Source organism: Mesorhizobium sp. C264A (genome assembly GCF_040324515.1).
Taxonomy (GTDB): Bacteria; Pseudomonadota; Alphaproteobacteria; order Rhizobiales; family Rhizobiaceae; genus Mesorhizobium.
Genome location: NZ_JAMYVY010000001.1, coordinates 407539 through 427668, shown reverse-complemented (window position 1 = coordinate 427668; position 20130 = coordinate 407539). Strand labels below are relative to the sequence as shown.

Annotated in this window: 19 protein-coding genes; 8 read left to right on the top strand and 11 right to left on the bottom strand. The window is 59.7% G+C overall.

All coding sequences use genetic code 11. The features are described 5' to 3' along the window. The first annotated feature begins 4 nt into the window (after positions 1-4). The 6 genes from NKL04_RS02130 (at position 5) to NKL04_RS02105 (ending at position 4705) form a co-directional block, all read left to right on the top strand. Positions 5-328 carry a hypothetical protein gene (locus NKL04_RS02130; protein WP_198029281.1) on the top strand — a complete coding sequence of 108 codons (324 nt, stop codon included), beginning with the start codon at positions 5-7 and terminating at the stop codon, positions 326-328. Between the two features lie 34 nt (positions 329-362). Then, the gene (locus NKL04_RS02125) at positions 363-1112 is read left to right on the top strand and encodes a lytic transglycosylase domain-containing protein (RefSeq protein ID WP_023699960.1); all 750 of its coding nucleotides are present in this window, start codon (positions 363-365) and stop codon (positions 1110-1112) included. A 98-nt stretch (positions 1113-1210) separates the two neighbouring features. Further along, on the top strand, positions 1211-2410 hold the full coding sequence (locus NKL04_RS02120) for an ABC transporter substrate-binding protein (protein WP_352723203.1): 1200 nt from the start codon (positions 1211-1213) through the stop codon (positions 2408-2410). Between the two features lie 13 nt (positions 2411-2423). Next, positions 2424-3137, top strand: a complete 714-nt coding sequence (locus NKL04_RS02115; RefSeq protein WP_245271354.1) for a thermonuclease family protein — start codon at positions 2424-2426, stop codon at positions 3135-3137. Positions 3138-3302: 165 nt separating this feature from the next. Continuing rightward, positions 3303-4055: a GGDEF domain-containing protein gene (locus NKL04_RS02110; RefSeq protein ID WP_031209080.1), complete on the top strand. Its 753-nt coding sequence runs from the start codon at positions 3303-3305 to the stop codon at positions 4053-4055. 395 nt (positions 4056-4450) lie between these two features. Further along, positions 4451-4705: an SOS response-associated peptidase family protein gene (locus NKL04_RS02105; RefSeq protein WP_352723200.1), complete on the top strand. Its 255-nt coding sequence runs from the start codon at positions 4451-4453 to the stop codon at positions 4703-4705. Positions 4706-5520: 815 nt separating this feature from the next. On the opposite strand, the gene NKL04_RS02100 is transcribed toward NKL04_RS02105, so the two are convergent. From NKL04_RS02100 to NKL04_RS02085, 4 genes are all read right to left on the bottom strand, one after another. Further along, entirely contained in the window at positions 5521-5697 is a 177-nt protein-coding gene (locus tag NKL04_RS02100) for a hypothetical protein (protein ID WP_155929682.1), read from the bottom strand. A gap of 1158 nt (positions 5698-6855) precedes the next feature. After that, the gene (locus NKL04_RS02095) at positions 6856-7101 is read right to left on the bottom strand and encodes a hypothetical protein (RefSeq protein ID WP_023714697.1); all 246 of its coding nucleotides are present in this window, start codon (positions 7099-7101) and stop codon (positions 6856-6858) included. A gap of 37 nt (positions 7102-7138) precedes the next feature. Then, complete coding sequence (locus NKL04_RS02090; protein WP_245271399.1) at positions 7139-7327, bottom strand: hypothetical protein; 189 nt, start codon at positions 7325-7327, stop codon at positions 7139-7141. Between the two features lie 68 nt (positions 7328-7395). After that, positions 7396-7692 carry an ATP-dependent DNA ligase gene (locus tag NKL04_RS02085; protein WP_023701099.1) on the bottom strand — a complete coding sequence of 99 codons (297 nt, stop codon included), beginning with the start codon at positions 7690-7692 and terminating at the stop codon, positions 7396-7398. A gap of 178 nt (positions 7693-7870) precedes the next feature. Between NKL04_RS02085 and NKL04_RS02080 the strand changes: the two genes are divergently transcribed. Then, positions 7871-8383 carry a response regulator gene (locus NKL04_RS02080; RefSeq protein WP_023753040.1) on the top strand — a complete coding sequence of 171 codons (513 nt, stop codon included), beginning with the start codon at positions 7871-7873 and terminating at the stop codon, positions 8381-8383. A 1130-nt stretch (positions 8384-9513) separates the two neighbouring features. Here NKL04_RS02080 and NKL04_RS02075 read toward each other — a convergent pair. Then, positions 9514-9777 (bottom strand): aminotransferase class I/II-fold pyridoxal phosphate-dependent enzyme, encoded by a 264-nt coding sequence (locus NKL04_RS02075; protein ID WP_352724019.1) that lies wholly within the window; start codon positions 9775-9777, stop codon positions 9514-9516. A 685-nt stretch (positions 9778-10462) separates the two neighbouring features. Here NKL04_RS02075 and NKL04_RS02070 point away from each other — a divergent pair. After that, positions 10463-11893: a coiled-coil domain-containing protein gene (locus NKL04_RS02070; protein ID WP_023701100.1), complete on the top strand. Its 1431-nt coding sequence runs from the start codon at positions 10463-10465 to the stop codon at positions 11891-11893. 289 nt (positions 11894-12182) lie between these two features. On the opposite strand, the gene NKL04_RS02065 is transcribed toward NKL04_RS02070, so the two are convergent. From NKL04_RS02065 to NKL04_RS02040, 6 genes are all read right to left on the bottom strand, one after another. Then, a complete protein-coding gene (locus NKL04_RS02065; protein WP_023701101.1) occupies positions 12183-13520 on the bottom strand; it encodes an HlyD family type I secretion periplasmic adaptor subunit in 1338 nt (445 codons plus the stop codon). Between the two features lie 26 nt (positions 13521-13546). Continuing rightward, positions 13547-15259 (bottom strand): type I secretion system permease/ATPase, encoded by a 1713-nt coding sequence (locus NKL04_RS02060; RefSeq protein ID WP_023701102.1) that lies wholly within the window; start codon positions 15257-15259, stop codon positions 13547-13549. Between the two features lie 335 nt (positions 15260-15594). Then, a complete protein-coding gene (locus NKL04_RS02055; protein WP_245271400.1) occupies positions 15595-16509 on the bottom strand; it encodes a class I SAM-dependent methyltransferase in 915 nt (304 codons plus the stop codon). A gap of 68 nt (positions 16510-16577) precedes the next feature. Beyond that, complete coding sequence (locus NKL04_RS02050) at positions 16578-17837, bottom strand: polysaccharide biosynthesis/export family protein (protein ID WP_023701104.1); 1260 nt, start codon at positions 17835-17837, stop codon at positions 16578-16580. After that, positions 17824-19101, bottom strand: coding sequence for a hypothetical protein (locus NKL04_RS02045; protein ID WP_023701105.1), 1278 nt, complete (start codon positions 19099-19101; stop codon positions 17824-17826). Before NKL04_RS02045 ends, NKL04_RS02050 begins: the two co-directional genes overlap by 14 nt. Then, positions 19098-20102 carry an SDR family NAD(P)-dependent oxidoreductase gene (locus NKL04_RS02040; protein ID WP_023681044.1) on the bottom strand — a complete coding sequence of 335 codons (1005 nt, stop codon included), beginning with the start codon at positions 20100-20102 and terminating at the stop codon, positions 19098-19100. The genes NKL04_RS02045 and NKL04_RS02040 overlap by 4 nt, the downstream gene beginning before the upstream one ends. Between the last annotated feature and the right edge of the window lie 28 nt (positions 20103-20130).

The window sequence follows — 20130 nt, the reverse complement described above, 5'->3', positions numbered from 1 at the left end:
GTCGATGTGCGCGACAGGACTTCAGGCCGCCGACATCATCGACGGGCCGGTGGCCGACCATTGCCGGACCGTCGGCACATCGAACCTGGTGTTGAACGACAACATCGTCGATCTCAAGGTCCAGGTGGTCAAGCTGATGGACGAGTCGGTGGCCGTCGCCAACAGCTCGGAATGGATCAATTCGTCCCGCCCCGCCTTCGTCTGGGCGTCGGAAGCCAAGGTCGCCTGCGGCATGGCCTATGGCTACCTCAAGACGAACTACAAGGACGAGGACACGCTCAACAAGTGCGAGTGCTTCCACGACCGCATGGTCGAGTACATGAACTGACCGAAAGGGATCAAGTCGCGCCGACAGGCTGACGATGATCGCCCGTGGAAGATTGTCGAGAGCGATTGCCGGAGCGATCGCACTGGCCGTTTTTGCCCCTGAAGCCCGTGCCAACTGGCTGGAACGACCTGCCCTCGAGCAGCAAGCTCCGTCCGGCTTGACGCGGCCGGTTCGCTGCGATTTCGCTCCGGAATGGACGCGCGAGACATTCAAGGCGTTCGCGACGTGCCAGGCATCGCTCTACGGCCTGGAGCCGGTGCTGGCGCACGCGGTGATGGAGATCGAAAGCGGATTCGATCCCGATGTGCACGGCGCCGATGGTGAAGTCGGGTTGATGCAAGTGATGCCGGCGACGGCGCGAATGCTTGGCTTTCGCGGTTCGCTCGACGAACTCGCGGTCCCTGCGACCAACATCGCGCTCGGCGTCAGATATCTGGCGCAGGCAAACAGCCTTGCCGAAGGCGATCTTTGCACGACCGTCATGAAATATCGCGCCGGGCACGGTGAAACCCGGTTCTCCGAACTTTCGGTCCGCTACTGCCGGCATGCGCGCGCAATCCTGGCGAGAGAAGGTTTTGCGGTGGCCGGCCCGCTACCGGTGGCGACGTTCGGATTCTCCGCATTCCCGACAGCAGGAGACGATGGTGCCCCTGCCCCGGCGAGGCGGATTTGTGTGCGCCGACTGTTCGTGCCGGGCCCGCGATACATGAAATGCACGGACTATCGAAGCGCCGGGCAAGCCAGAATGATCAAGGCGCTCCGGGCAAAACTTTTCGACGGCTGAGCCATAATCCAGCAATTGCAAAGACGGCGAGGCAAGTCTGCCGTAAGATGAACGGATGAGACCGGGACAAATACCCGGCGGGATATGAGGGAGGCATCATGGATTCTGGCCGGCAGCGACACGGTTCGTGGACGTGGGCGATCGTCTTTGCGTTAGCGGGCATAGTGTCGGGCTGCCAGTCGAAAGGCAGCGTCTCGGACGCGCTCGACCAGGCGGCGATCGCCGCACCCGGAGCGCCGGCCGCCGGCACCGCTGCCAGCCCGGCCCAAGCCACGCGATCGCTCGGCACCGGGTCGACGAAGGTCACGATGCTGCTGCCTTTGTCGGCCCCGGGAGTCGCCGGCGAAAACGGCCGGAAGATGCTCGATGCGACCAAGCTGGCGATGGCCGACCTTGGAAATGTCCTGCTCACGGTCACGGTCGAGGACACCAAGGGCGACAGCGCGCACGCCAGCGAATTGGCTGTGAAGGCGATCACCACTGGAACCAAGATCGTCATCGGCCCGGTCGAACTCGCGGCCGCGCAGCACATAGCCAAGCTCTCGGGATCGAAGCGACCGCCGGTGCTGGCGCTGGCCGACAATTTCGCCGGCGGCCCGGGCGTCTATGCGGTGCGCCTCAACGAGGCCGACAGCGCGGCCGCGGGCGCAGCCGGCCTGGCGGCCAAAGGCAGCAAGAAGTTCGTGTTGCTCGTCGCGGCAGGAGCGAATGCCGGCGCGGTTGAAACGCGGGTCGCCAACAGCCTCAGCATCTATGGCGCGACGCTCGCCGTCACCATTCCGTATCCGGCCGGCGATGGCGGCACCAAAGTGGTCAATGATATGGGCTCGCTGGTCGAGGCTCCCGATGCCATCATCATCGCCAGCGGCGACGACAATCCGGCGCAGATCCTTGCGGCGCTCAAAACGAAAGGCATTCCTGGAAAAGCAGTCGCCGTCATTGGAACCAACCGCTGGCTGGAACATCCGATGGAGCCGCTGTTTGAGAGCTCCTACATCGCCACGCTCGACCCAACCGAAACCGGCCCGATCGCCGACCGCTTCAAGACGACCTACAATTATCCAGCCGACGCCAATGTCGCCTACGCCTATGATATGGTCGCCCTGACAGCAGGAATTGCAAGTTCGGCCGGGCCTGACGGCTTCAGCAAGCAGGTGCTCGAAAATCGGAGCGGATTTCGCGGATCGACCGGCCTGTTCCGGTTTCGGGCGGATGGCTCCAGTGAGCGATCCATGCCCTTCTACCAGGTTCGAAAAGGCGTACTCAAGCTGGTCGCCAAATCGACATCGGGGTATTGAGGGGCAAGGAACCTTGCTTGAGTTGATGGGCTGGCTGAGGCACAATCGCTTGATATTGCTCGGAAGCCTGCTCCTCCTGTCCGGGGTCTTGTTGATCATCCGGGCCGCCGATCTGCTTCCCGTCGATCGGCCGATACCAGCGCCGCGTCAATCCATCGACGATAGCCAGCCAATGCGACCAGTTGCGACCGTCGCCAATACGCCATGGCGAGGACGGGCACGCAAGATTGCTCAGGACCTTATCGCGCCGCCACAGCTTGATTCGGCGCAAATCGAACGGGTCGAGCCGCGCCCGCCGCTCAGCGACCTTGGTCTGGCCGCGCCTGCAGGGATGCGAATGCCAAAGGATTGGAAAGAGGTCCTGCTGTACCAACCGGTTGCCACCTCGTCGGCAACCTTCGAATCCGTAGGGCGCAAGGTAGCCATCAGCGGGATCCAAGGCATTGACCTGGATGAGACCTGTTCCTTTCGTGGCATCGCCTGGCCTTGCGGCCAGCGTGCGCGCGCGACGTTCAATTCCTGGCTGCGCGGCCGGGCGCTGAAATGCGTCGTGCCGCCGGAAATCGATCGTTTTGCCATTGCGGCACCGTGCAGCTTGGGCAAGCAGGATGTCGGCGCGTGGCTTGTTTCCAATGGCTGGGCGACGGCCTTGGCGAGTGGCATCTATGGCAAGGCGGAGGCAGTGGCCAGAGACGCGCAGATGGGGATATTCGGCCCGCCGCAATAGCCGATAATTCGGTGTCGTTGCTTTTGCCGCCGTAGCCTTGCTTTTGAAGGGCTGATTTCGGGCCGATGGTAGGTGATTGCGCCATTACTAAAATTGTATGTTTCCTCGAAACTGAAAGTGCAGCACCTTGGCCTTATGACAGCCGATCAGGCGGGAGATTGGCTAATGATGACACCAATGGCGAATAGCTCGCCCCGGCAATGGAAAGATATCGCATGGCTGACTGCCCTGGGATCGGCGGGAATTCTGCTCCTCTCGGTTGGCCTAAATTATCTGCTTCTGTTCTCGGAAGCCTTGACGCCCTTCGGCCGCAGCATGGTCACAGCGATCCTGTTGCCGGTCATCGTCGGTGGCCCGCTTTTCCTGTTCATTGGACTGCAGCGGACCGAGCTCGTCCGTTATCGAAGAGAACTCAACAAGTCGGCGACCTTTGACAGCCTGACAGGCTGCCTCAACCGGACAGTCTTCACGTCGATGGTCGAAAGGAGAGCAACCAGGCCGGAATCGTCTGGTCCAAGATCTGGCGCCTTCCTGGTCATTCATCCCGAACACATCAGGTCCATCAATCTGCGCTTCGGCCTTGGCTGGGGTGACGAAGCCTTGCGGCTCATAGCCTCGACCATCCAGTCATCGGTACGCAAGGAAGATCTGGTGGGCCGGATCGGAACCTCCATGTTCGGGGTCTTTCTGCCCGGTGCGACAGAAGACGACGCCAGGGAGATCGGCGACCGTATCCGGGCGCGCGTGGCCCAAGCCTATTTCGCGCCAAAAGGAACCGCGGACACGCTGACCATCAGCGTCGGCGGCGTGGTGTTTGAAAACGAGTTGGAATTCGAGGACATGTTCCGATCGGCGGAATCGCTGTTATCCGGCATGGAGCACCAGCCTGGACTTCAACTGTCGCACCTCCACAACTAGCTGAGACGACTCGTTGCCGGAGGAACACCGCCGCAAATATGTCTTGCCGCACGGCTGCGACAGCGATCATCTTGCCCTTGTTGCCAAACCGGACGATTGACCCATGGGGCGGTTTCAACCCGTGGGAGGTCTGGCTCCTGACGGTGCTGATGGCATCGGCCGCGCATCGCTGGCAGTATTGCCGGACCGATCAAGTTCTGGTTGCCGCTGGTTGCAGCAACCTTGATCGCCTTGATGGCCGGCTATGGGACCATGCTCCTGCCGCCGAACTCCTGACAGGCTGAGACACCCGCCGCGCGAGTAGCATCAGGTTCGGCGCTCAGGGTACGAGCTTGCCGGCCGAGCACCCGCCGCGTGAACGTGCTGCTCAGGGAGAACAATAGCGAACGCGCTCATTGCCTCTCCCTTCGCTGCCCCAGCCAGGCCACGCGCCTTTCTCGTTCGCCGGGCTTTGGGCTTACAATTCCAATCTCGACATAACCAGCTGCACCATCATCACAGAGCCTGCCGCAGAACCGATGAAGCAGTTGCATGATCAACAGCCTCTCATTCTCTACCAGGCATACTATGACGTCTGGCTGGACCCGGGGACCAAAGGACCAGCCTCAAGGACATTCTCAGCCACGACATCGACGGTCAGCTGCAGTTGAACCGCGTTGGACGTGAGGTGAACACGAGCGCCGTCAACAAATTTCCCAACGACCATCCCGGCCTGGTCGGGCGGAGCCGGCGACTTTTTCTGTTCGCCGAAATCGTCAAGCACGCCCCTGCTGGGGCGAAGCTTTCTAAAGCACGCTCCGACCACATATTTTAGGAGGGCGGGATGACAGAGCGTGAGCAAGAGATCGTCGCGAATGCATGGGCACTGGCTACGGGCGCACAACAAATCCTAGAGGCGCTTCTCATCATGCTGAAAAAGTCGGGAACGTCGCGCGAGCTTCGATTGCCGGGTAGCCGGGAAGTGGACCATCAGTTAGGGGTCCGTAGCTAGAGCGTGATAAAGCAGCAAACACACTATCATAGAAACGGCGCTGCCTAGCAGCTGGTCTGCCGTCAGGCCGGAAAAATAGACAAGATGAAACGCCACCAACGCTCTACCAATCACGGTTCGGAACACTGCCGAAATAACCGTTAGTCGGCGCTAATGTTCCGGTCGGGACTCGCTACCGCTTTGGAAGCATTCTGCACTCGGGGGAGAGGGCGTGGGCAAAGTCCAGCGTCATCAAGGTGCGGATCAGGCCGACCGCTGGCGCAAGAACGCAAAGCGGCGGTGGATGTGGCGACGGCAATATCTGCCGGCGCTGGTGATGGTTCCCTGACCGGCTCATCCCAGCTGGCTGGCTGAGTGGCACCCGCACGGCCGGGGCGGGGAGCCTGCGATATCAAGGGCAACATTTCCACCAGTACCGATGAGCGATTTATCACGTTCCAGGGCAGGAGCATTACTGGAAGACGACGATCAGTTTCAGTACAGCGAGCGCTGGCTGTGCAGCGAGGCAGAGGCATGGGCCGCCGGCTGGCGCAAAGCAAGGCGGTAGCGCGGTAGCCACCACCATGTGCAGGCCCACCAGCCCGTCATCATGGTCCGAACCTGATCGCACCCGCCGACCTTGGTCTCAACGTCGTTGATTGGCACTGCCACGCGGCTTTCCTTCATTCGCATGGTTCGCAGAGATTAGCACGATCGCATACTCTCATCATCCGGCGTCGTCTCCCTCACAAAGCAGCGCCGGTAAGGCTCGGCGCCCTTCTTGTTTGTCCCGTGTGCCAAAGGAGGTCGCCGGGCCTGCCGTTGCTCATCTTTGCGGTTGCTCCTGATGGCTCCGCTTGGCGCCGTGGCCCTGCGTCTTCCTTCGGGTAAGGCCGGCGAGGCGCTTGTCAGACGGCCTGGCATGTAGAATTATGGTCCTCGTTGCGGCGACGCCCTCAATGGAGAGCGCCAATGGCCAGAACAAACCTTCCGAACAGCTTTCCCGGGCTGAAATCGAGCGCTTCCTGGCGGCAGCCGAAGCGCTGCACAAGAGCATCGCCGGGCCGCTCCTGGCGTACCACAGGGAGCACTGCCAAGCTCTACCTGAGGCCCATGGACCCCTGTTGAAGTCGATTGAGACGGTCACCGGTCAGAAGGCGCAGTTCATCCGCTGGAACGGGACAGGACCGGCACAGCCCCGGAGAAGCCTCCGGGCTGGTTCTCCTCGCGCAACTCTCGCGCCGCATCACCTCTAAGAGCAGTTCGAAGACGCTTTCGATTTCGCCGTTGATTTGGTCGGCAGGGATGCCAGGCTTCTCGGCCGCTGTCGTCAATTGGTCTGCTAAGTCGCTGGCGGCGATCGGATCGCCCTGCGTCACAATCGCGGCGCGGAGGGGTTTTATTAGCTCCCCCTCATCTTGACGCCGGCGCCGGCTGCTCCAAAGTCTTGGGCATGGCTCGGGGAAGTATCAAAGTTGGCGACGAGGTCGCAGTCACGGCGATTGTGCGCGGCCGGGTGACGCCCGATCGCATAAGCGTGACGATCCCTCCTACGACTTCCCGCATTCTGTTGTCGATTCGACTTGGAAGGCTGTGATTGGCCAGCATATGGAATTGATCGGCCTGTCACACGCATCGACGGGGACAAGGTAACCGTCAGCCTCCGGCCATTGGTGACTGTCGACGCCGAGCACGTGCGCCTGGTCGAAAGCAACGTGGCGCTTCCGCGAGCGCGAAAAAGGCCGCTCGTTGACAAAGTTTAACTTGCCTGCCCACCCAAGGAACGGCCAGTGAAACTTTCCCCATCACATCGGCTCTGGTCGCCACCCGCTAGCTGCCGGCGCGTTGCGATATCGGCGCAGTAGACGGGTCGGCATTTTCCGAACTTTCCGACATCTCGTCGCGATGACGTTGGCGAAGGCGCTTCAGCAGTTCGCGTGAGGCTTGGATCGCCCTGCGCGATTGATCCATGTTCTGGCGAAACGTGGCGCGTTCCTCCATGGACTTCTGCCACTTCAGCAAGGTAGCCGTAGTCGCAGTGGCCGCTTGAGCGATATCTATGGGCGTTGCAACCATCGCATCCTCCCAAAAAAGGCAATGGTAAACGCAATCTTTATAGGCCCGCCGAAACCCTTTCTTCAATCAAAAACGACCGTACAGATTCATACACCAAATGGTATTCGTCGGGGCGCTCGACGGCGGCTTCGTCGACCTCGGCCTCCATCTCGTCGTTGACGGTTTTGGTCTTGCCAAAACCGTCCATCGCCACACCGTCAAGCCCTGCAGCCAGCTGGCACCTCACGCTCCTTGCCATCCTTGCGCGCTTGGGCGCCGTACATCCAAGCGTAGGTGGCGCGTTCCTGATCTTTCTTAGGCATGGCCATTTGCATCATCCTCCCGGAAATCCAGCAGCCTTGCGTGCCCCAGCTTCTCTTCGCCTTTGAGGGTCTTGACCCAGCCAACCAGTCCGGGCTTCAGCCACTCGGCCTTGTCCTTTTTATGCCCCTTCGGGACCGGGCCGCCAACCTTGCCCTGGACGCGATCCCAAAGCGCTTGCCGCTCATCGGCACTGAAGTTGACGAGTGCGCCGCCTTTATAGAGGCCCTTTTCAGCGATGATCACCTGGGTAGCTTTGCCGCGCTCGCGCTGTGCACCGATGATTTGCATTTCCTTTTCCTCAAAGCACTGATCTTGCGCCAAGCGCTCGTTTGCCGCTGCGATATGGGCTGCCCTTGAGCTTCGAGACCATGTCTTCTAGCCCGTCTCGTCGACCAGGTGGTAGACGGCGTCACCAGTGCGGCATCGCTCCGCTGAATTGAATGCGCCCGCCGGCAGGGATCATTTCGTGCAGGATCTCGCCGCGATCTTCGGTCGGCATCCCGCGCAGGTCATGATGCGTGGAACCCTGCCGGTTGCTGACCGTTCTCCGTCAATGGAAGCCCCGAACCAACAGAGCCAAACGATCCTCGTGGTTGACGGCGACGTCATCGCCCGATGCGTCATCGCGGACTATCTCCGCCACTGTGGCTACAGGGTGATTGAGGCCCATTTCGCACGTGAGGCGCAACAAGCGTTGAACTATGCGGAGTTCGGTGTCGACACCGTCTTGTGTGACGTTGACCTGCCGGGCAACATGAACGGGTTCCAACTGTCGAAGTGGGTTCGCGAGAACAAGCCCGAGGTCAAAATAGTGCTTTCTGCCGCAGTAGAACGAACTGCGATCGCGGCGGGCGACCTTTGTCAGGAAGGCCCGCACCTTGCGAAGCCGTATGAGCCGGCCAACGTAGTGGACCATATCAGGCGACTGCAGCGTGTTTGGAGCTTACGATCCAGGAACCCTGGTGCAAAGCGCAATTGATCTCTGTCCAGACGCCGAGAGGCTCGTCTGCATACCAATGGTGATTTAGCCCTGCGAACTGGACGCCGCTCAAAGGAAGAACGGCGTATAAGCCGCAGTCCTGCGTGCGGCCGCAACAGTGGACGGTTGTCGCGCGCAGGACGGAGGAAATTCGCCCTCCTGCGCGGGCGGTGAACGGGATACCGTAGGAGCGTCAGCATAGCGCCGGCCACAGGATGGGACGCGGCACCGACTGTCCCCGTCCGGTAGTCCGCATGTTTTGGTCGAAGCCGACCGGCTGAGATCGTGCGCATTTTGGTTCTCGACGGTACGGCCGCTGATCGGCGATGATGCGAGGACCGAGTTGCCTGGAAGAAATCGATCTGGTCTTGCACCTTTTTTGCTTCCTCATTCGCGGGGCAGCTTGTGATTTTCCAGCCCTGACAGACCCTCCCCTGTCTATAAGAAATTTCCCGACGCATGAGCGCACGTCCAACACAGTGCGGGCTCCAATGCTCACCGGCTGCGCGAGAATGGTAACCACCTACCTTGAGGGGAGCGCCACGTGCGTAGTCAACGATGCAGGCGCTGCCAACCTCGGCATCCCCGGGAATAGCAGGCTTATAAATGAATATATCGTTGATCAACGCTATCGGCGCAGCCGCCGGGAGATGGACAGACCGCGTTCCAGCTAGGGGTATCGATGTTCCAGGCTAAAGGCATTGGCATGCCCGAATTAGAAAAAAGACCTGAATCCCGTAAAGCAGCAACAAAATGCCGAAAGCTATCCAGAAGCCGGGTCGCGTAAGCAATGCCAGATCTTTTCTTAGCTGCTCCATTCACATCAACTAACATGGCCAAGCGTCGTTCCCGTCCGCTGGGGACAAATTTCAACTAAGCTGATCGTCGCATAATGGCCGCGCCACTGCGGATCGAGACACCTCAGCGCCCCGCATGAGCACGCGCAACTCGATCGGAGGCGCAAGGAGAAAGTTCGGAACGGTTCCAAGAACCCCAAGCAAATTGAGCGCCGCAGCGGACGATAAGGTTCACGCATATCCCCGGCGAACATCCGCACAGCATTGGTCAACATCAACGGCAGAAGGGCGTCCGAAAAGAAACGCATCTCTGCGTCACCGCCTCATCGAGAGTCACCGCTGCGGCATCCTGAATACGGTCGGCGATCCGAAGAGCATGCATTGCGCAAGATTTTCCAGATGAACTGATGCCGAGACCGGCCCAAGCGTCCACCCTAGCCTCCAGCCGGTCATTGCATGAGACTTCGACAGGCTGTTCACAATTATCGTCCGCTCTCTCATTCCGGGGATGGATGCTATTGAGAGGAACTCGCCGTCGAACACTGTGCTGCGGTAAACCTCATCGCTGATGATCCATAGATTGTGCCGCTCGGCAATGTCGCAATGGTTTCCAGATCCTCCTTGCCGAACACATATACGCCGGGATTGTTTGGGAGTTCAGCAAGATCGCCCGCCTTCGATCTCATACCGCTGATTGGACAATATTCTCGGATATCTCTGCCGCGCATTTTGCAGCGCTAGTTTGACGGGTCGGGCCACTGCTCCGCCGGCGCGTATTGCCGCTTCGTATGTAGATACCAAGGCTCAAGGCAAAGCACCTCGTCGCCAGCTCCGGCAACGGAAGCTTAGTGCGATTGGGCGGCCAGGCGGCCGGTCCCCAATTCGTTCGAATGATGCGCTTGCCTCGCCAAGGTCGCATGGTGAGTCAGCCGGCAAACCAAAACACTCAACCGCCGGTTAGGCCCGGCCGCCTGATGCGCCCCACAAGAGGCTGTGCCGGGCCGTTCGTCGGGGCTTCTGCACCTGAGCGTTAATGTGCCCAGGCAACACACCACCGACGCCAAGACGATGGCAAGAAGGGGAGTCGCGCAGTCCTCAAGAATAAGTCAGCAGGCACCTAGACCGATGTAGGGCCTTCCAATCGCAGCTCTCGGCTCCTCGCGGCGCCGGCGCCCTGGCATCGTTTGATTGAACGAAGACGCTGAGTTGAGCTCTCGATACAAAAGCATCTCAGTCCTCGTGCCTCAATGGTTCCGGGCATGCGGCTGCAGGGGATGAAGTCATGAAGTTCAGGGATTTGATCAGACGCGCCGAGGACAATGTGGAGAGGTCGTTCGACGATCTCGAAGCTGACTTGGCTAACGCTGTCGACCAGTGCCTCGATTTGGAGGATGTCGCCGACGTGCCAAACATGGCAGGCGACAACAACGAACAGGATGACAGCGTACGGAGTGAGGGCGGTGCCGGCGACGACGATGATAGCTCGCCGATACCAGCGCATCGGCTGACCTCACACACGCAGAGCCGAATTGCTGCCGTGAGCTCGTTTAACGGCTTGTTCCACGATGCCAAGCTCCATTTCGAGGACATCAACGCAAAAATCTCCGAAATTACAGGCACATGTCAACTGACGTTCGAGTTTTTTCACATCCTTCACGCGGACATTCTCCGTGCGAACGAACTGGAGCTGGCGAATCAAAATCTGATCGCAGATCAAAGGAACTTGTCGGAAACACTCAATGACCTGAACAGACGGTACTGTGAGCGTCAAGGCACCGTCGAGACATTGCAGCAGCGCCAGGCAAGCCTTGTTCAGGAGTGTGAAGTGCTCCGTGGCGCGTTGGCCGCGGCAAGGCTGGAGCTGGTCGAAGCGGCGAACACCACCACAAAGAACGAAGCGGAATTTGGCGACCTCACGAACATGCTTGCCGCCGCAAATGTCGAGGCCGACAGGCGCTCCCGAGAGAACAAACAGCTGCGTGAAAAGAATGTGAGCCTGTCTATTGACCTGGAAAAGGCCATGAAGCGGGAGGAAGAGGCACGGCATAGGCTGGATGCCTTCTCCACGATCCATGCCAACGAAGCTGCGCGAAATTCCGAAATGCTGAGTGCGCTCGGCAAGAGCGAAAAAGAGGCAATCAAATTGCACACCTCACTCGAGGTTGCGCAGGCGAAGCTATGGGAGGTGACCGAAGCAGCCAGGATTATGCAGGCGGACATGGATGGCGAGCTTAAACGCTGCCAGGCTGAGAACCGAGGATTGCGCTCAGAAATTCAAAGTCTCCAATCGCGCTTCGAACTCGCCTCAAACGCAAACAACGAGGCCGCGGCCGAGATCGCCAGGCTCCAGCTACAATGGAGCGACGCCCTGGCCGAAAAACAGGTGACCGACGAAAGGTTGGCCGCACTCACCGAGGAGGCCGAAACCAACAAGGTGAACCTTTCCAAGATCGCCGCAGATTTTGCACAGCTGTCCATGCAGCAGGCGTCCGATCAGATTGAACTCGATGTGAGACGGCAGGAATGCGAGGACTTGCGGGTCGAGATTGCCTCGGTCAATGCTCGGGTCAGGGAATTGCTGCCCTACAAGAGGTCGCATGGAAGCGCGAACGCCTTGCCGCATACATCTGACGTGGCAAATGTAGCGGTGACTGCAGACCGAACGGTGCATGCCGCACGCCGTGTCCGCCGCAGGGCCCTCGCCGCGTCGTAGGAGCAAAGAACCTCTCCTCGTGAGGCAATTGCCCATGTCGATGATCGTGGAACGGTATGCGCTGTTTGTTGCGCAAAAGATGACAGGACACTAACGCTGTTGTCGGGGCAGGACTTGGTGAGGCGGCCAGGAAAATCCTGTTGGGGCATCCTTGTAGCCGGGACAATGTCCCAGACGAGCCTCGCGCGTCGGCCGCAGGCGTCACCCCTGTGGCATCACGTCGCCTACCCTAATATGTCAGCAAGCACGCCTGCCGTGTTCCCGCGGTCGACCGCTCACAGCCGCCATGTCATTCCCGGAAAGCCCTCGACATCTGGTCGGTAAGCGGCTTCAGCAGATAAGACCAGACGCTGTGTTCGTCCGTACTTATGTGAACCTCCGCTGGCATACCGGGTTTGAGCACTTTGGCATCGGTCAGACAGGTGGACTTGTCTTCGACATTGATGCGCGCCGAGAAATAAGAAAGCTGGCGCTGTTGATCTTTTATCAGGTCCGCCGAGATGCGCTTGACAGACCCTTGGCAGGCAGGCGTAGTGCCGGCGTCGAAAGCCGGAAACCGGATCGAGACCCGCTGACCTGGACGAACGTCATCTATGCGCGACGGCGCAATCAGCGCGTCGACGACAAGGTTGCCGGTGTCAGGGACAATCATCATGAGAACCTCGCCCGCGGCAATCACGCCGCCGATCGTGTGAATGGAAGATTCCTGTACGGTTCCCGATTGCGGCGCGCGGATGGTGGTTTTGGCCAGTTCGTCCTGTGCCACAACCTTGCGCTCGCTGAGTTCGGTTTGCTTGGCTTCCGTTTCACGAAGTTCGCTCGTTACGTCACTACGCCTTTGTTCATCGAGCTGAAGAATCTGCAATTCGGTCTCGCTGATCCGGGCCTGCGCCTCGGCAACTGCCGCCGCGAGGCGCCCTGATTCTCCGTGCGCCCGGGTGGCATCCAGTCTGATGTTGCTAAGTCGCTCTTTGGACACCAGTTTCTTTGTAAAAAGCGCCTGTACATCGACAAGATCGCCATCCAGCAGGACCACGGATTGTTCTTCCGCGGTCTGTTGCGCCTTGAGGCCCTCAACTTGGCGTTCGAGTTGCTTTGAGCGGCTTTGCAATTGTGCCTTCTGCCCGTTGAGGGCCGTAGCGCGGCTGTCGAACAGCGTGCGCTCGCCGTTCACCAGCGCAGCCAGCTCCGGCTCGCCCATTCGCGCTTGAAGGCTGAACGGAAGCTGCATCTCCGACAGGCCTTGCCGCTCTGCCTCCAGCCGCACAAGCCGAACCGTTGCCCGATCAAGATCCTTGCTAATTATCTGCAGATTGGCTCGTGTCAGTGTGTCGTCCAACCGTGCCATCACATCGCCGGCCCGTACATGATCCCCGTCTTGCGCGAAGATGCCACCTATCGTGCCGCCCGTCAGATGCTGCACCTTCTTTATGTTGCTCTCGACCACCACGGTCGCCGGCGCAATTACCGCGCCAGCAATCTTGGTCAGACCGAGCCAGAGCCCGCCGCCGGCAAGCAACATAACCGTGACCGCCGCACCCAGGATCAGGTTGGCCCCGATTCCATCGCGCGTGCCCGAAATCGCGTTGCGCCGGCTCCCATTGCCGATCGGGGCCGATGGAGCCATCGTCGCCTCAGACAAAAAAATATTCCTCATGCGTGACCGCTCACCCCTTTGTGCATCGCGACGGCCGCTGCCGGGCGTTCAACCGGCGCAGCAAAGGGGCGGATGACGTTGGCCAGGACCTCCTCGCGTGAGCCGAAGGCGTGAAGCATCCCATTGGACATTACGAGTACCCTGTCGATGTTGGTAAGGGCAGAAGGACGGTGCGCAACTACGATGACGATGCCTCCACGTCTGCGCACTGCCAGGATCGCGCCGGCCAAGGCGGTATCGCCATCGACGTCCAGATTTGAATTCGGCTCGTCCAGAACGACAAGAAACGGATCGCCGTAAAGTGCCCTTGCAAGCCCTACGAGTTGCCGCTGTCCAGCCGACAAGGCTGTTCCTCCCTCGCCCATGCGTGTTTGAAAACCGTTCGGCAATCGCAGGATCATTTTGTCGACGCCCGCTGCCTTGGCAGCTGCAAGCACGCCCTTGGCGTCGCCCTTCCCGCCAAATCGCGAAATGTTGTCGGCAACCGTTCCATCAAACAGTTCGACGTCCTGGGGCAGGTAGCCAATATGTGCGCCAAGACGTTCTTGGTCCCATTGGTCAAGCGAGGCGTCGTCCAGCCTCACCGTGCCGCGAAGTGGCTGCCAGACGCCCACCAGCGCGCGCACAAGCGTGCTTTTGCCAGAACCGCTCGGGCCGACAACGGCCATTCCCGTCCCTGCAGCCAGGCGGAAGCTGACATTGGCTACCGTCGGTTTTTGCTGGCCCGGTGGCGCTATAGTCAGGTCCTCGACCGCAAGCTCCGCTTGGGGGCGCGGAAGTTCCATATGTTCGTCCCGGTCAGGAAAAGCGGCCAGGGCCGTTGCCAGTTGCGAATAGCTTTGCCGGAACGCGGCGAAGCCTCGCCAGTTCGCGATAGCGGCGTCAACAGGAGCCAATGAGCGGCCCAGCAAGATGGAGGATGCGATGATCACGCCTGGCGAGGCTTCGCCTCCTATCACCAGGTAGGCACCCAGTCCAAGAACGCAGGACTGCAAGGCCAAACGCAGTGCCCTAGAGAGTGCCCCGGTGGCGCCGACGACGTCGGAAAGCTTCTCTTGGTGCCTCAGATATGCGTTATTGATCTCGCCCCAGCGGTGGGCAAGCCGTGCGGAAAGGCCCATCGCACGTACGACCTCCGCGTTGCGGCGTCCGGATTCGGCGAGATTGCGTTGCGACACCAGCGTCTCGGACGCGCGTGTCACCGATGTGCGGCCAAGAACTTCCGCCATGACCGTGAGCAGCACGACAATGATCGCACCGCTTGTGGACAACAGACCGAGCGCAGGATGCAGGAAATAGATGATCAGCAGGTAAAATGGAATCCACGGAGCGTCGAATATAACAGTCGGCCCCATTCCGGAAAGGAAGCCGCGTAGCTGATCGAGATCACGGAGGGGCTGTATCCGGTTCGCATCCTGCCCGCCGATGAGCGGCAAGGACAGCGAGAGGCCGAACACCCTCTGCTTCAAATTCCTATGGACACGATTGCCCACTCGAACCAGCAGGCGCAGCCGCACGAAATCCAGCAGCCCGTAGACAGCGTAAAGACCCAGCATTCCGATGGTGAACCCGACAAGCGTCGGAACGCTCTGCGAAGGTAAAACGCGATCGTAAATTTGCAGCATATAGACCGAGCCGGTCAGGGCGAGAAGGTTTATGACTGCCGAGAAGATGCCGACGCCTACCAGGCCAGGCACGGTCCCAAGCATTGCGCCTCGCAAATCCGACGAACTCCTTCCACCAGGGTTCATAGGTTTCGACCTCCCGTGAGAGATCGTTGCGCAAGCTCACTGGCCCCACTGGGCACCGACAATCTCTTGCTGTTCAGGAGCGTATCCCCTTAGCCTTCTAATATTACGCCCCACTAACATGCTTGGACTTTAGTCAAAATGTAGCAAAATCGTGGCGCTGCCCTCAGAAACCCGGAACCCACATGTCAAATCGGGGGAAAACTGCCGTTCCATGGTATTTGGGCGGGGCTTCATGCCGGGCGGAGCGGCCCAAGAAAACCACCCCCTGCCCTTTTTCGGGGCATTTTCGCGCTTTAGCGCTTCCTCGCAACAACCAGGAAGTGTTGCGCCAGCTGGCCAGGAACGCAAAGCCTTCTGCAGGCCTTCTCGACAGGCTGCATCATCATTTCACAGAACCCTGGCAACAGGTTTCCCGGCCGAGGCAGGTAACCGTACGGTATCGTCTGCTCGACGGTGAATCCCGAGGCAGTCAGGAGGGCCTTGAACCTCGCTGCGCTCAGCGTGTGGCGAATTGTGCGTCCAGACACTCGATTGAGCAGCCGGCACGCCAGGCCGACGGGCGACGTCGCATTCATGTGAACGTTGCACACAAGCCGCCCGCCATCTTTCAGGTGCTCATTGATCGCTTTCAGTGCATGCCATTTCAGTTCATCCTCTGCGTTCAGGAAAAAACGAAATGCGGTTACCACATCGAACGTCATACCCAACTGCTCCCTTGTCACGTCGACGTGACGCAAACTCACATTGGGCGGTACTTGAGCGCTGTCGAGCATAGTTCTGGAAACGTCGGCGCCAACCACCTCGCTGAAGAGGCCGGCGGCTACCTCGGCGATGCGACCTGTTCCGCATGCGAAATCGAGGCAGTTTCGGCTCGCTCCGCTCAAGGGGCGAAGAACGTCGAGGATCAGGGGCTTTTCGATGTTCTCCCAAAGCGCGCCATAATAGCCGGAACTGTGCGTTTTGTTGTAATGTAGGCCGTAGCCGGGCGCGCAATGGCTGGTCCTGTAGCCGTCCGACACCCAGCCGCCCTGCGCATTGCTCTCCTTGCTGGACGTAAATTCATGCCGATTTCCGGACTCACCGGCGCGCGACCTGGACCGCACAATTCGCGCTGACGGCATATGGGAAGCATAACTTGCAGACTGCGTCTTCTGATCCGCGTTCGTTGAGGGTGTCAGGGTCGCTCCCTGGTTGAAAATGCGCCTCACCTTGGATCTCCGTCAGTTGGGTTGCCCCCCGATAGAACAGTAAGCTCCGCACGGACTGCGCTGACGCCCTATTGGACTGCCACACTTTGCAGTTCACTGCTGAATCTGGCTTCGAGAGTATCCCCCGGCAGCACAATGGCATCTTCGTCAACCAACAGCTTGCGCCATTCATTGCCGATCTTGCGCACGATGGTCACCTGGGCCCGTACCGTTTCGCCGGCAATCGGCAATGGCTGTGTGGATGCTCCGGTCGGCTGCAGCTTCTCGCTGGCGGCATGGAGCCTGGCGGTGACATCCGCCAGCCGGGCGTTGGTGTCCTTCAGATCCGTCAGCAGGCCAATCCTCCTTTGATTGTCGTTGCGTTCGTGCTGTCTGACAAAGTCCTCCTGCTGGCGCCGCGCCCTCATCAGTTCGACCGAGGTTTGAAGCGCGCCGCTTGAAGACAGAAGCAACGCGCGCCTGACATCCGCGAGCCGGGTGTTGGTCAGATTGCCTGCATCGAATGCCTTCGTCACTCGCGCCAAATCTTGCTCATCCGCCTTCACGCTCTCGCCCTCGACTCGTTCGCGTTTCTGCAAAACGCCAATTTGCTCGGCAGCGTCCGTCCGGCCCTTCTCCAGAAAATCCTGCTCTTGCCGGAAATCACTCAGCGCAACCTTTAGCGCCTCTGCTTCAGCCTGAGCCATCGCGGCTACAACGCTCGGCGAAAGAGGTGATCCCTGTGGTGTCTTCTTGTCGAAATCCGCCTGGCCCTGAAGCTCGGCGCGAATGCGGGCAGCGTGAAGGTATTCTTTCGTGTAATCTCCCCAGAGCATTTCGTAATCGCGCTTGAGATCGACCGGATCAGGCCCGGCCTGGCCCGCCCGTGATCGCAAAAAACTGAAGCCGCCGGAAACGGCCAGCGCCTGCCGTACAGTCATGAGCGGACGGTAGGCCTGTTGTCCTGGGGTGAGCACATCGCCCGTTACATAGATCGGGCGATAGTCCGCTATGATTGCTGTGACATCGTCGGGCTCGACAGTAACTGTCTGCTCCCGCCCGTCAGTCAGACGCACGTGAAAAATCTTGCTTGGCAAGAGCTCTTGCATTCGCCTTTGCAATTGAGACGCCGTCAGGCCTGCGACCATGATCATCCCCGCCTCCGGAAGGGCGATATTGCCATCCATCTGGACTACGGCGCGCTGCGTCCGATCAGGGATCGGCGCTATTCCTATCTCGACCGTATCGCCAGGTGACAGTTGATAGGGCTCGACCTCGCCTGCGCAAGCCATCGAGGTTAGCGACATCATCACGACTGCGCCAAGAACGTATCGTCTACTGAAGGTCATTTGCGACAATCTCCTTCCGGTCGAACACCGGCTTCAAAGGCCATTCAACACGACTAACGAAATCGTATACCGGGCCACCGGGCACGCCCCAGTTGCTGGACCAGACCACCTGGGAGCCGTCCGGAGAGGGAGAGGCATGCGTCTCGCTCCAGTAGTCGAAGGGCGCGTTGTGCGTGTCTGCGACACGGCGGACCTCTCCACTGCCGTCTAGACGCAGAGCAATGACTTGCTGAGCGTAAGGCGCCCAATCCGGGTGCTGCGATAGTTCGGCTGGCGTGCCGCCATAACTCAGAAACACCCAGCCGGGCCTGCCGAGCGACCTGAGTGACGCATGCATGGCCTCGCCATATTTCATCAGCGAGGTAGCCTTGCCATCAGCCAAGCGGCGCTTGATCACCTGATATTTGTCAGGATCCGATTTGCTGATCCCGACATAGATTTCGCTTCCGTCGGAATCGACCGTCATGTCGCCATGGCCCGGTCGATGGTGCTCCATCCACTTCTGGCGCAATATGCCGTCGATGGAGAAGACGAAACTCGCTTCGATTCCGTCCGGTAATTGCTGGGAACACACTATGTTGATTCCGAGTGGTGAGATCGAGCAGGAGCCGGTCGTTCCCGGGAATTCGGCAAGATCGATATCCGGGAATTTCCGCCGTTGCTTGAGATCGTAGCCAAAAACCACCGCTCTGCCGTCATTGTTCGTTGCACGCACCGCAATCCGGCTGCCGTCGCGGCTCGGATTGCCTTTGTTGGGTCCAAATTTGAGGTTGGAGTACGCTGCGGAGGCAAACACGACGTCCTCATGATCGGTACGTGGCGCCCATGTCGCAATCTGCCGGCCCCCGACGCAGATCATCAACTCGGGATCAGTGGGATGCCATTCGCATTCGGTAGCGCGGTTGCGGTGGAACAAAGGCAAGTAGGTTTGTCCGTCGAGAAAGCACAGGCCACCGCAACCATTGGCGATCAGGAGCAGGCTCTGGTCGGCATTCCAAGCCTGTGCGCTTGAGTAACGGTGGGTGCAGTACTTCTTCCCGCATACACCTGCCCGGCCGAGAACGCCCGGTCTGGTGATCCGTGCGAAAACCATGCCAGACCAAGGATCCCTTGTTTCGTGCACATAGCCCGGCAGGTTGTCCACAACCGCTGTGGCCGCCGCCTCCGCTGCCTTGCTTTGACGGCCGCCGGCAACGTAGATGTTGGGAGATATGGCACCGGCAGCCAGCAACAGCGCCAACGCATGACGGCCGCCCAGGGTCATGTCATGTAACCCACTTCGCGCCGTACCCGGCCTTCACTAAGGCGCTCGCGCCACCACGTGATTGTTCGCTCCAGCCCATCGCGCAGGCTGGTCTGTGTCCGCCATCCAGTCTCACGTTCAAAGCGCGAGGAATCGGCGAGCAAGGCGCGAACTTCGGAATTTTGCGGCCTCAGGCGGCTTTCATCACGACGGACCGGCTTTTTGCAATCGGTCAACTCAAGAACAATGGCCAATACGTCCGAGACGGTCGCAGCGCGTTGGCTGCCAGCGTTGTACGCGTGGCCGAACTCGAGCTGGGCGAGACCTGCGGTCAGGAACGCTGTCGCGGTGTCTTCGACATAGGTCAGGTCGCGGATCGGGCTGGTATCCCCGACCATGATCGCAGGACATTTCGGGTCGAGGACTTGCCGGATAATGGTCGGCACGATGGCGCGCTCACTCTGGCGCGGGCCATACGTGTTGAAGGGTCGCATGATGACCACAGGGACATCGAACGACCTGGCGTAGGACTCCGCCATCATGTCGGCGCCGATTTTGGATGCCGAATATGGTGACTGTCCCTGCAGGGGGTGTGTTTCGCCGATCGGCATGGTTTGGGCAGTTCCATAGACCTCGCTCGTCGAGGTATGGATCACCCGCTCCGTCTCCCATAGGCGCGCCGCTTCGAGGACATTCACCGTGCCTAAGATGTTGGTTTCCACATAGGACTGGGCAGCGGCGTAGGAGTATGGAATCGCAATAAGCGCCGCCAGATGAAAAACCGCGGCTTGGCCGCGCATGATCCGGTTAAGGAACGCACTGTCGCGGACGTCACCACGGACGAGCCTCAACTGGCTGCGGATGGTGTCCGGCAGATCGTCTAGCCATCCATGGCTGTCAAAGGAATTGTAAAGGGCAAGGGCTGTGACATCTGCCCCGTTGCGAACAAGCGCCTCCGTGACATGCGAACCGATGAATCCGTCCGCGCCGGTCACCAGGACTTTCTTTCCATTGTAGCTCATCACTGCGCATTCTCTTGGCTGTTTGGAA

Excerpts from the sequence above, each read along its gene's own strand:
- NKL04_RS02065 (WP_023701101.1), bottom strand. The coding sequence starts at position 13,520 with ATGGCTCCATCGGCCCCGATCGGCAATGGGAGCCGGCGCAACGCGATT.
- NKL04_RS02110 (WP_031209080.1), top strand. The coding sequence starts at position 3,303 with ATGATGACACCAATGGCGAATAGCTCGCCCCGGCAATGGAAAGATATC.
- NKL04_RS02085 (WP_023701099.1), bottom strand. The coding sequence starts at position 7,692 with ATGCAAATCATCGGTGCACAGCGCGAGCGCGGCAAAGCTACCCAGGTG.
- NKL04_RS02120 (WP_352723203.1), top strand. The coding sequence starts at position 1,211 with ATGGATTCTGGCCGGCAGCGACACGGTTCGTGGACGTGGGCGATCGTC.
- NKL04_RS02125 (WP_023699960.1), top strand. The coding sequence starts at position 363 with ATGATCGCCCGTGGAAGATTGTCGAGAGCGATTGCCGGAGCGATCGCA.
- NKL04_RS02060 (WP_023701102.1), bottom strand. The coding sequence starts at position 15,259 with ATGCTTGGGACCGTGCCTGGCCTGGTAGGCGTCGGCATCTTCTCGGCA.
- NKL04_RS02050 (WP_023701104.1), bottom strand. The coding sequence starts at position 17,837 with ATGACCTTCAGTAGACGATACGTTCTTGGCGCAGTCGTGATGATGTCG.
- NKL04_RS02130 (WP_198029281.1), top strand. The coding sequence starts at position 5 with ATGTGCGCGACAGGACTTCAGGCCGCCGACATCATCGACGGGCCGGTG.
- NKL04_RS02040 (WP_023681044.1), bottom strand. The coding sequence starts at position 20,102 with ATGAGCTACAATGGAAAGAAAGTCCTGGTGACCGGCGCGGACGGATTC.
- NKL04_RS02095 (WP_023714697.1), bottom strand. The coding sequence starts at position 7,101 with ATGGTTGCAACGCCCATAGATATCGCTCAAGCGGCCACTGCGACTACG.
- NKL04_RS02045 (WP_023701105.1), bottom strand. The coding sequence starts at position 19,101 with ATGACCCTGGGCGGCCGTCATGCGTTGGCGCTGTTGCTGGCTGCCGGT.
- NKL04_RS02070 (WP_023701100.1), top strand. The coding sequence starts at position 10,463 with ATGAAGTTCAGGGATTTGATCAGACGCGCCGAGGACAATGTGGAGAGG.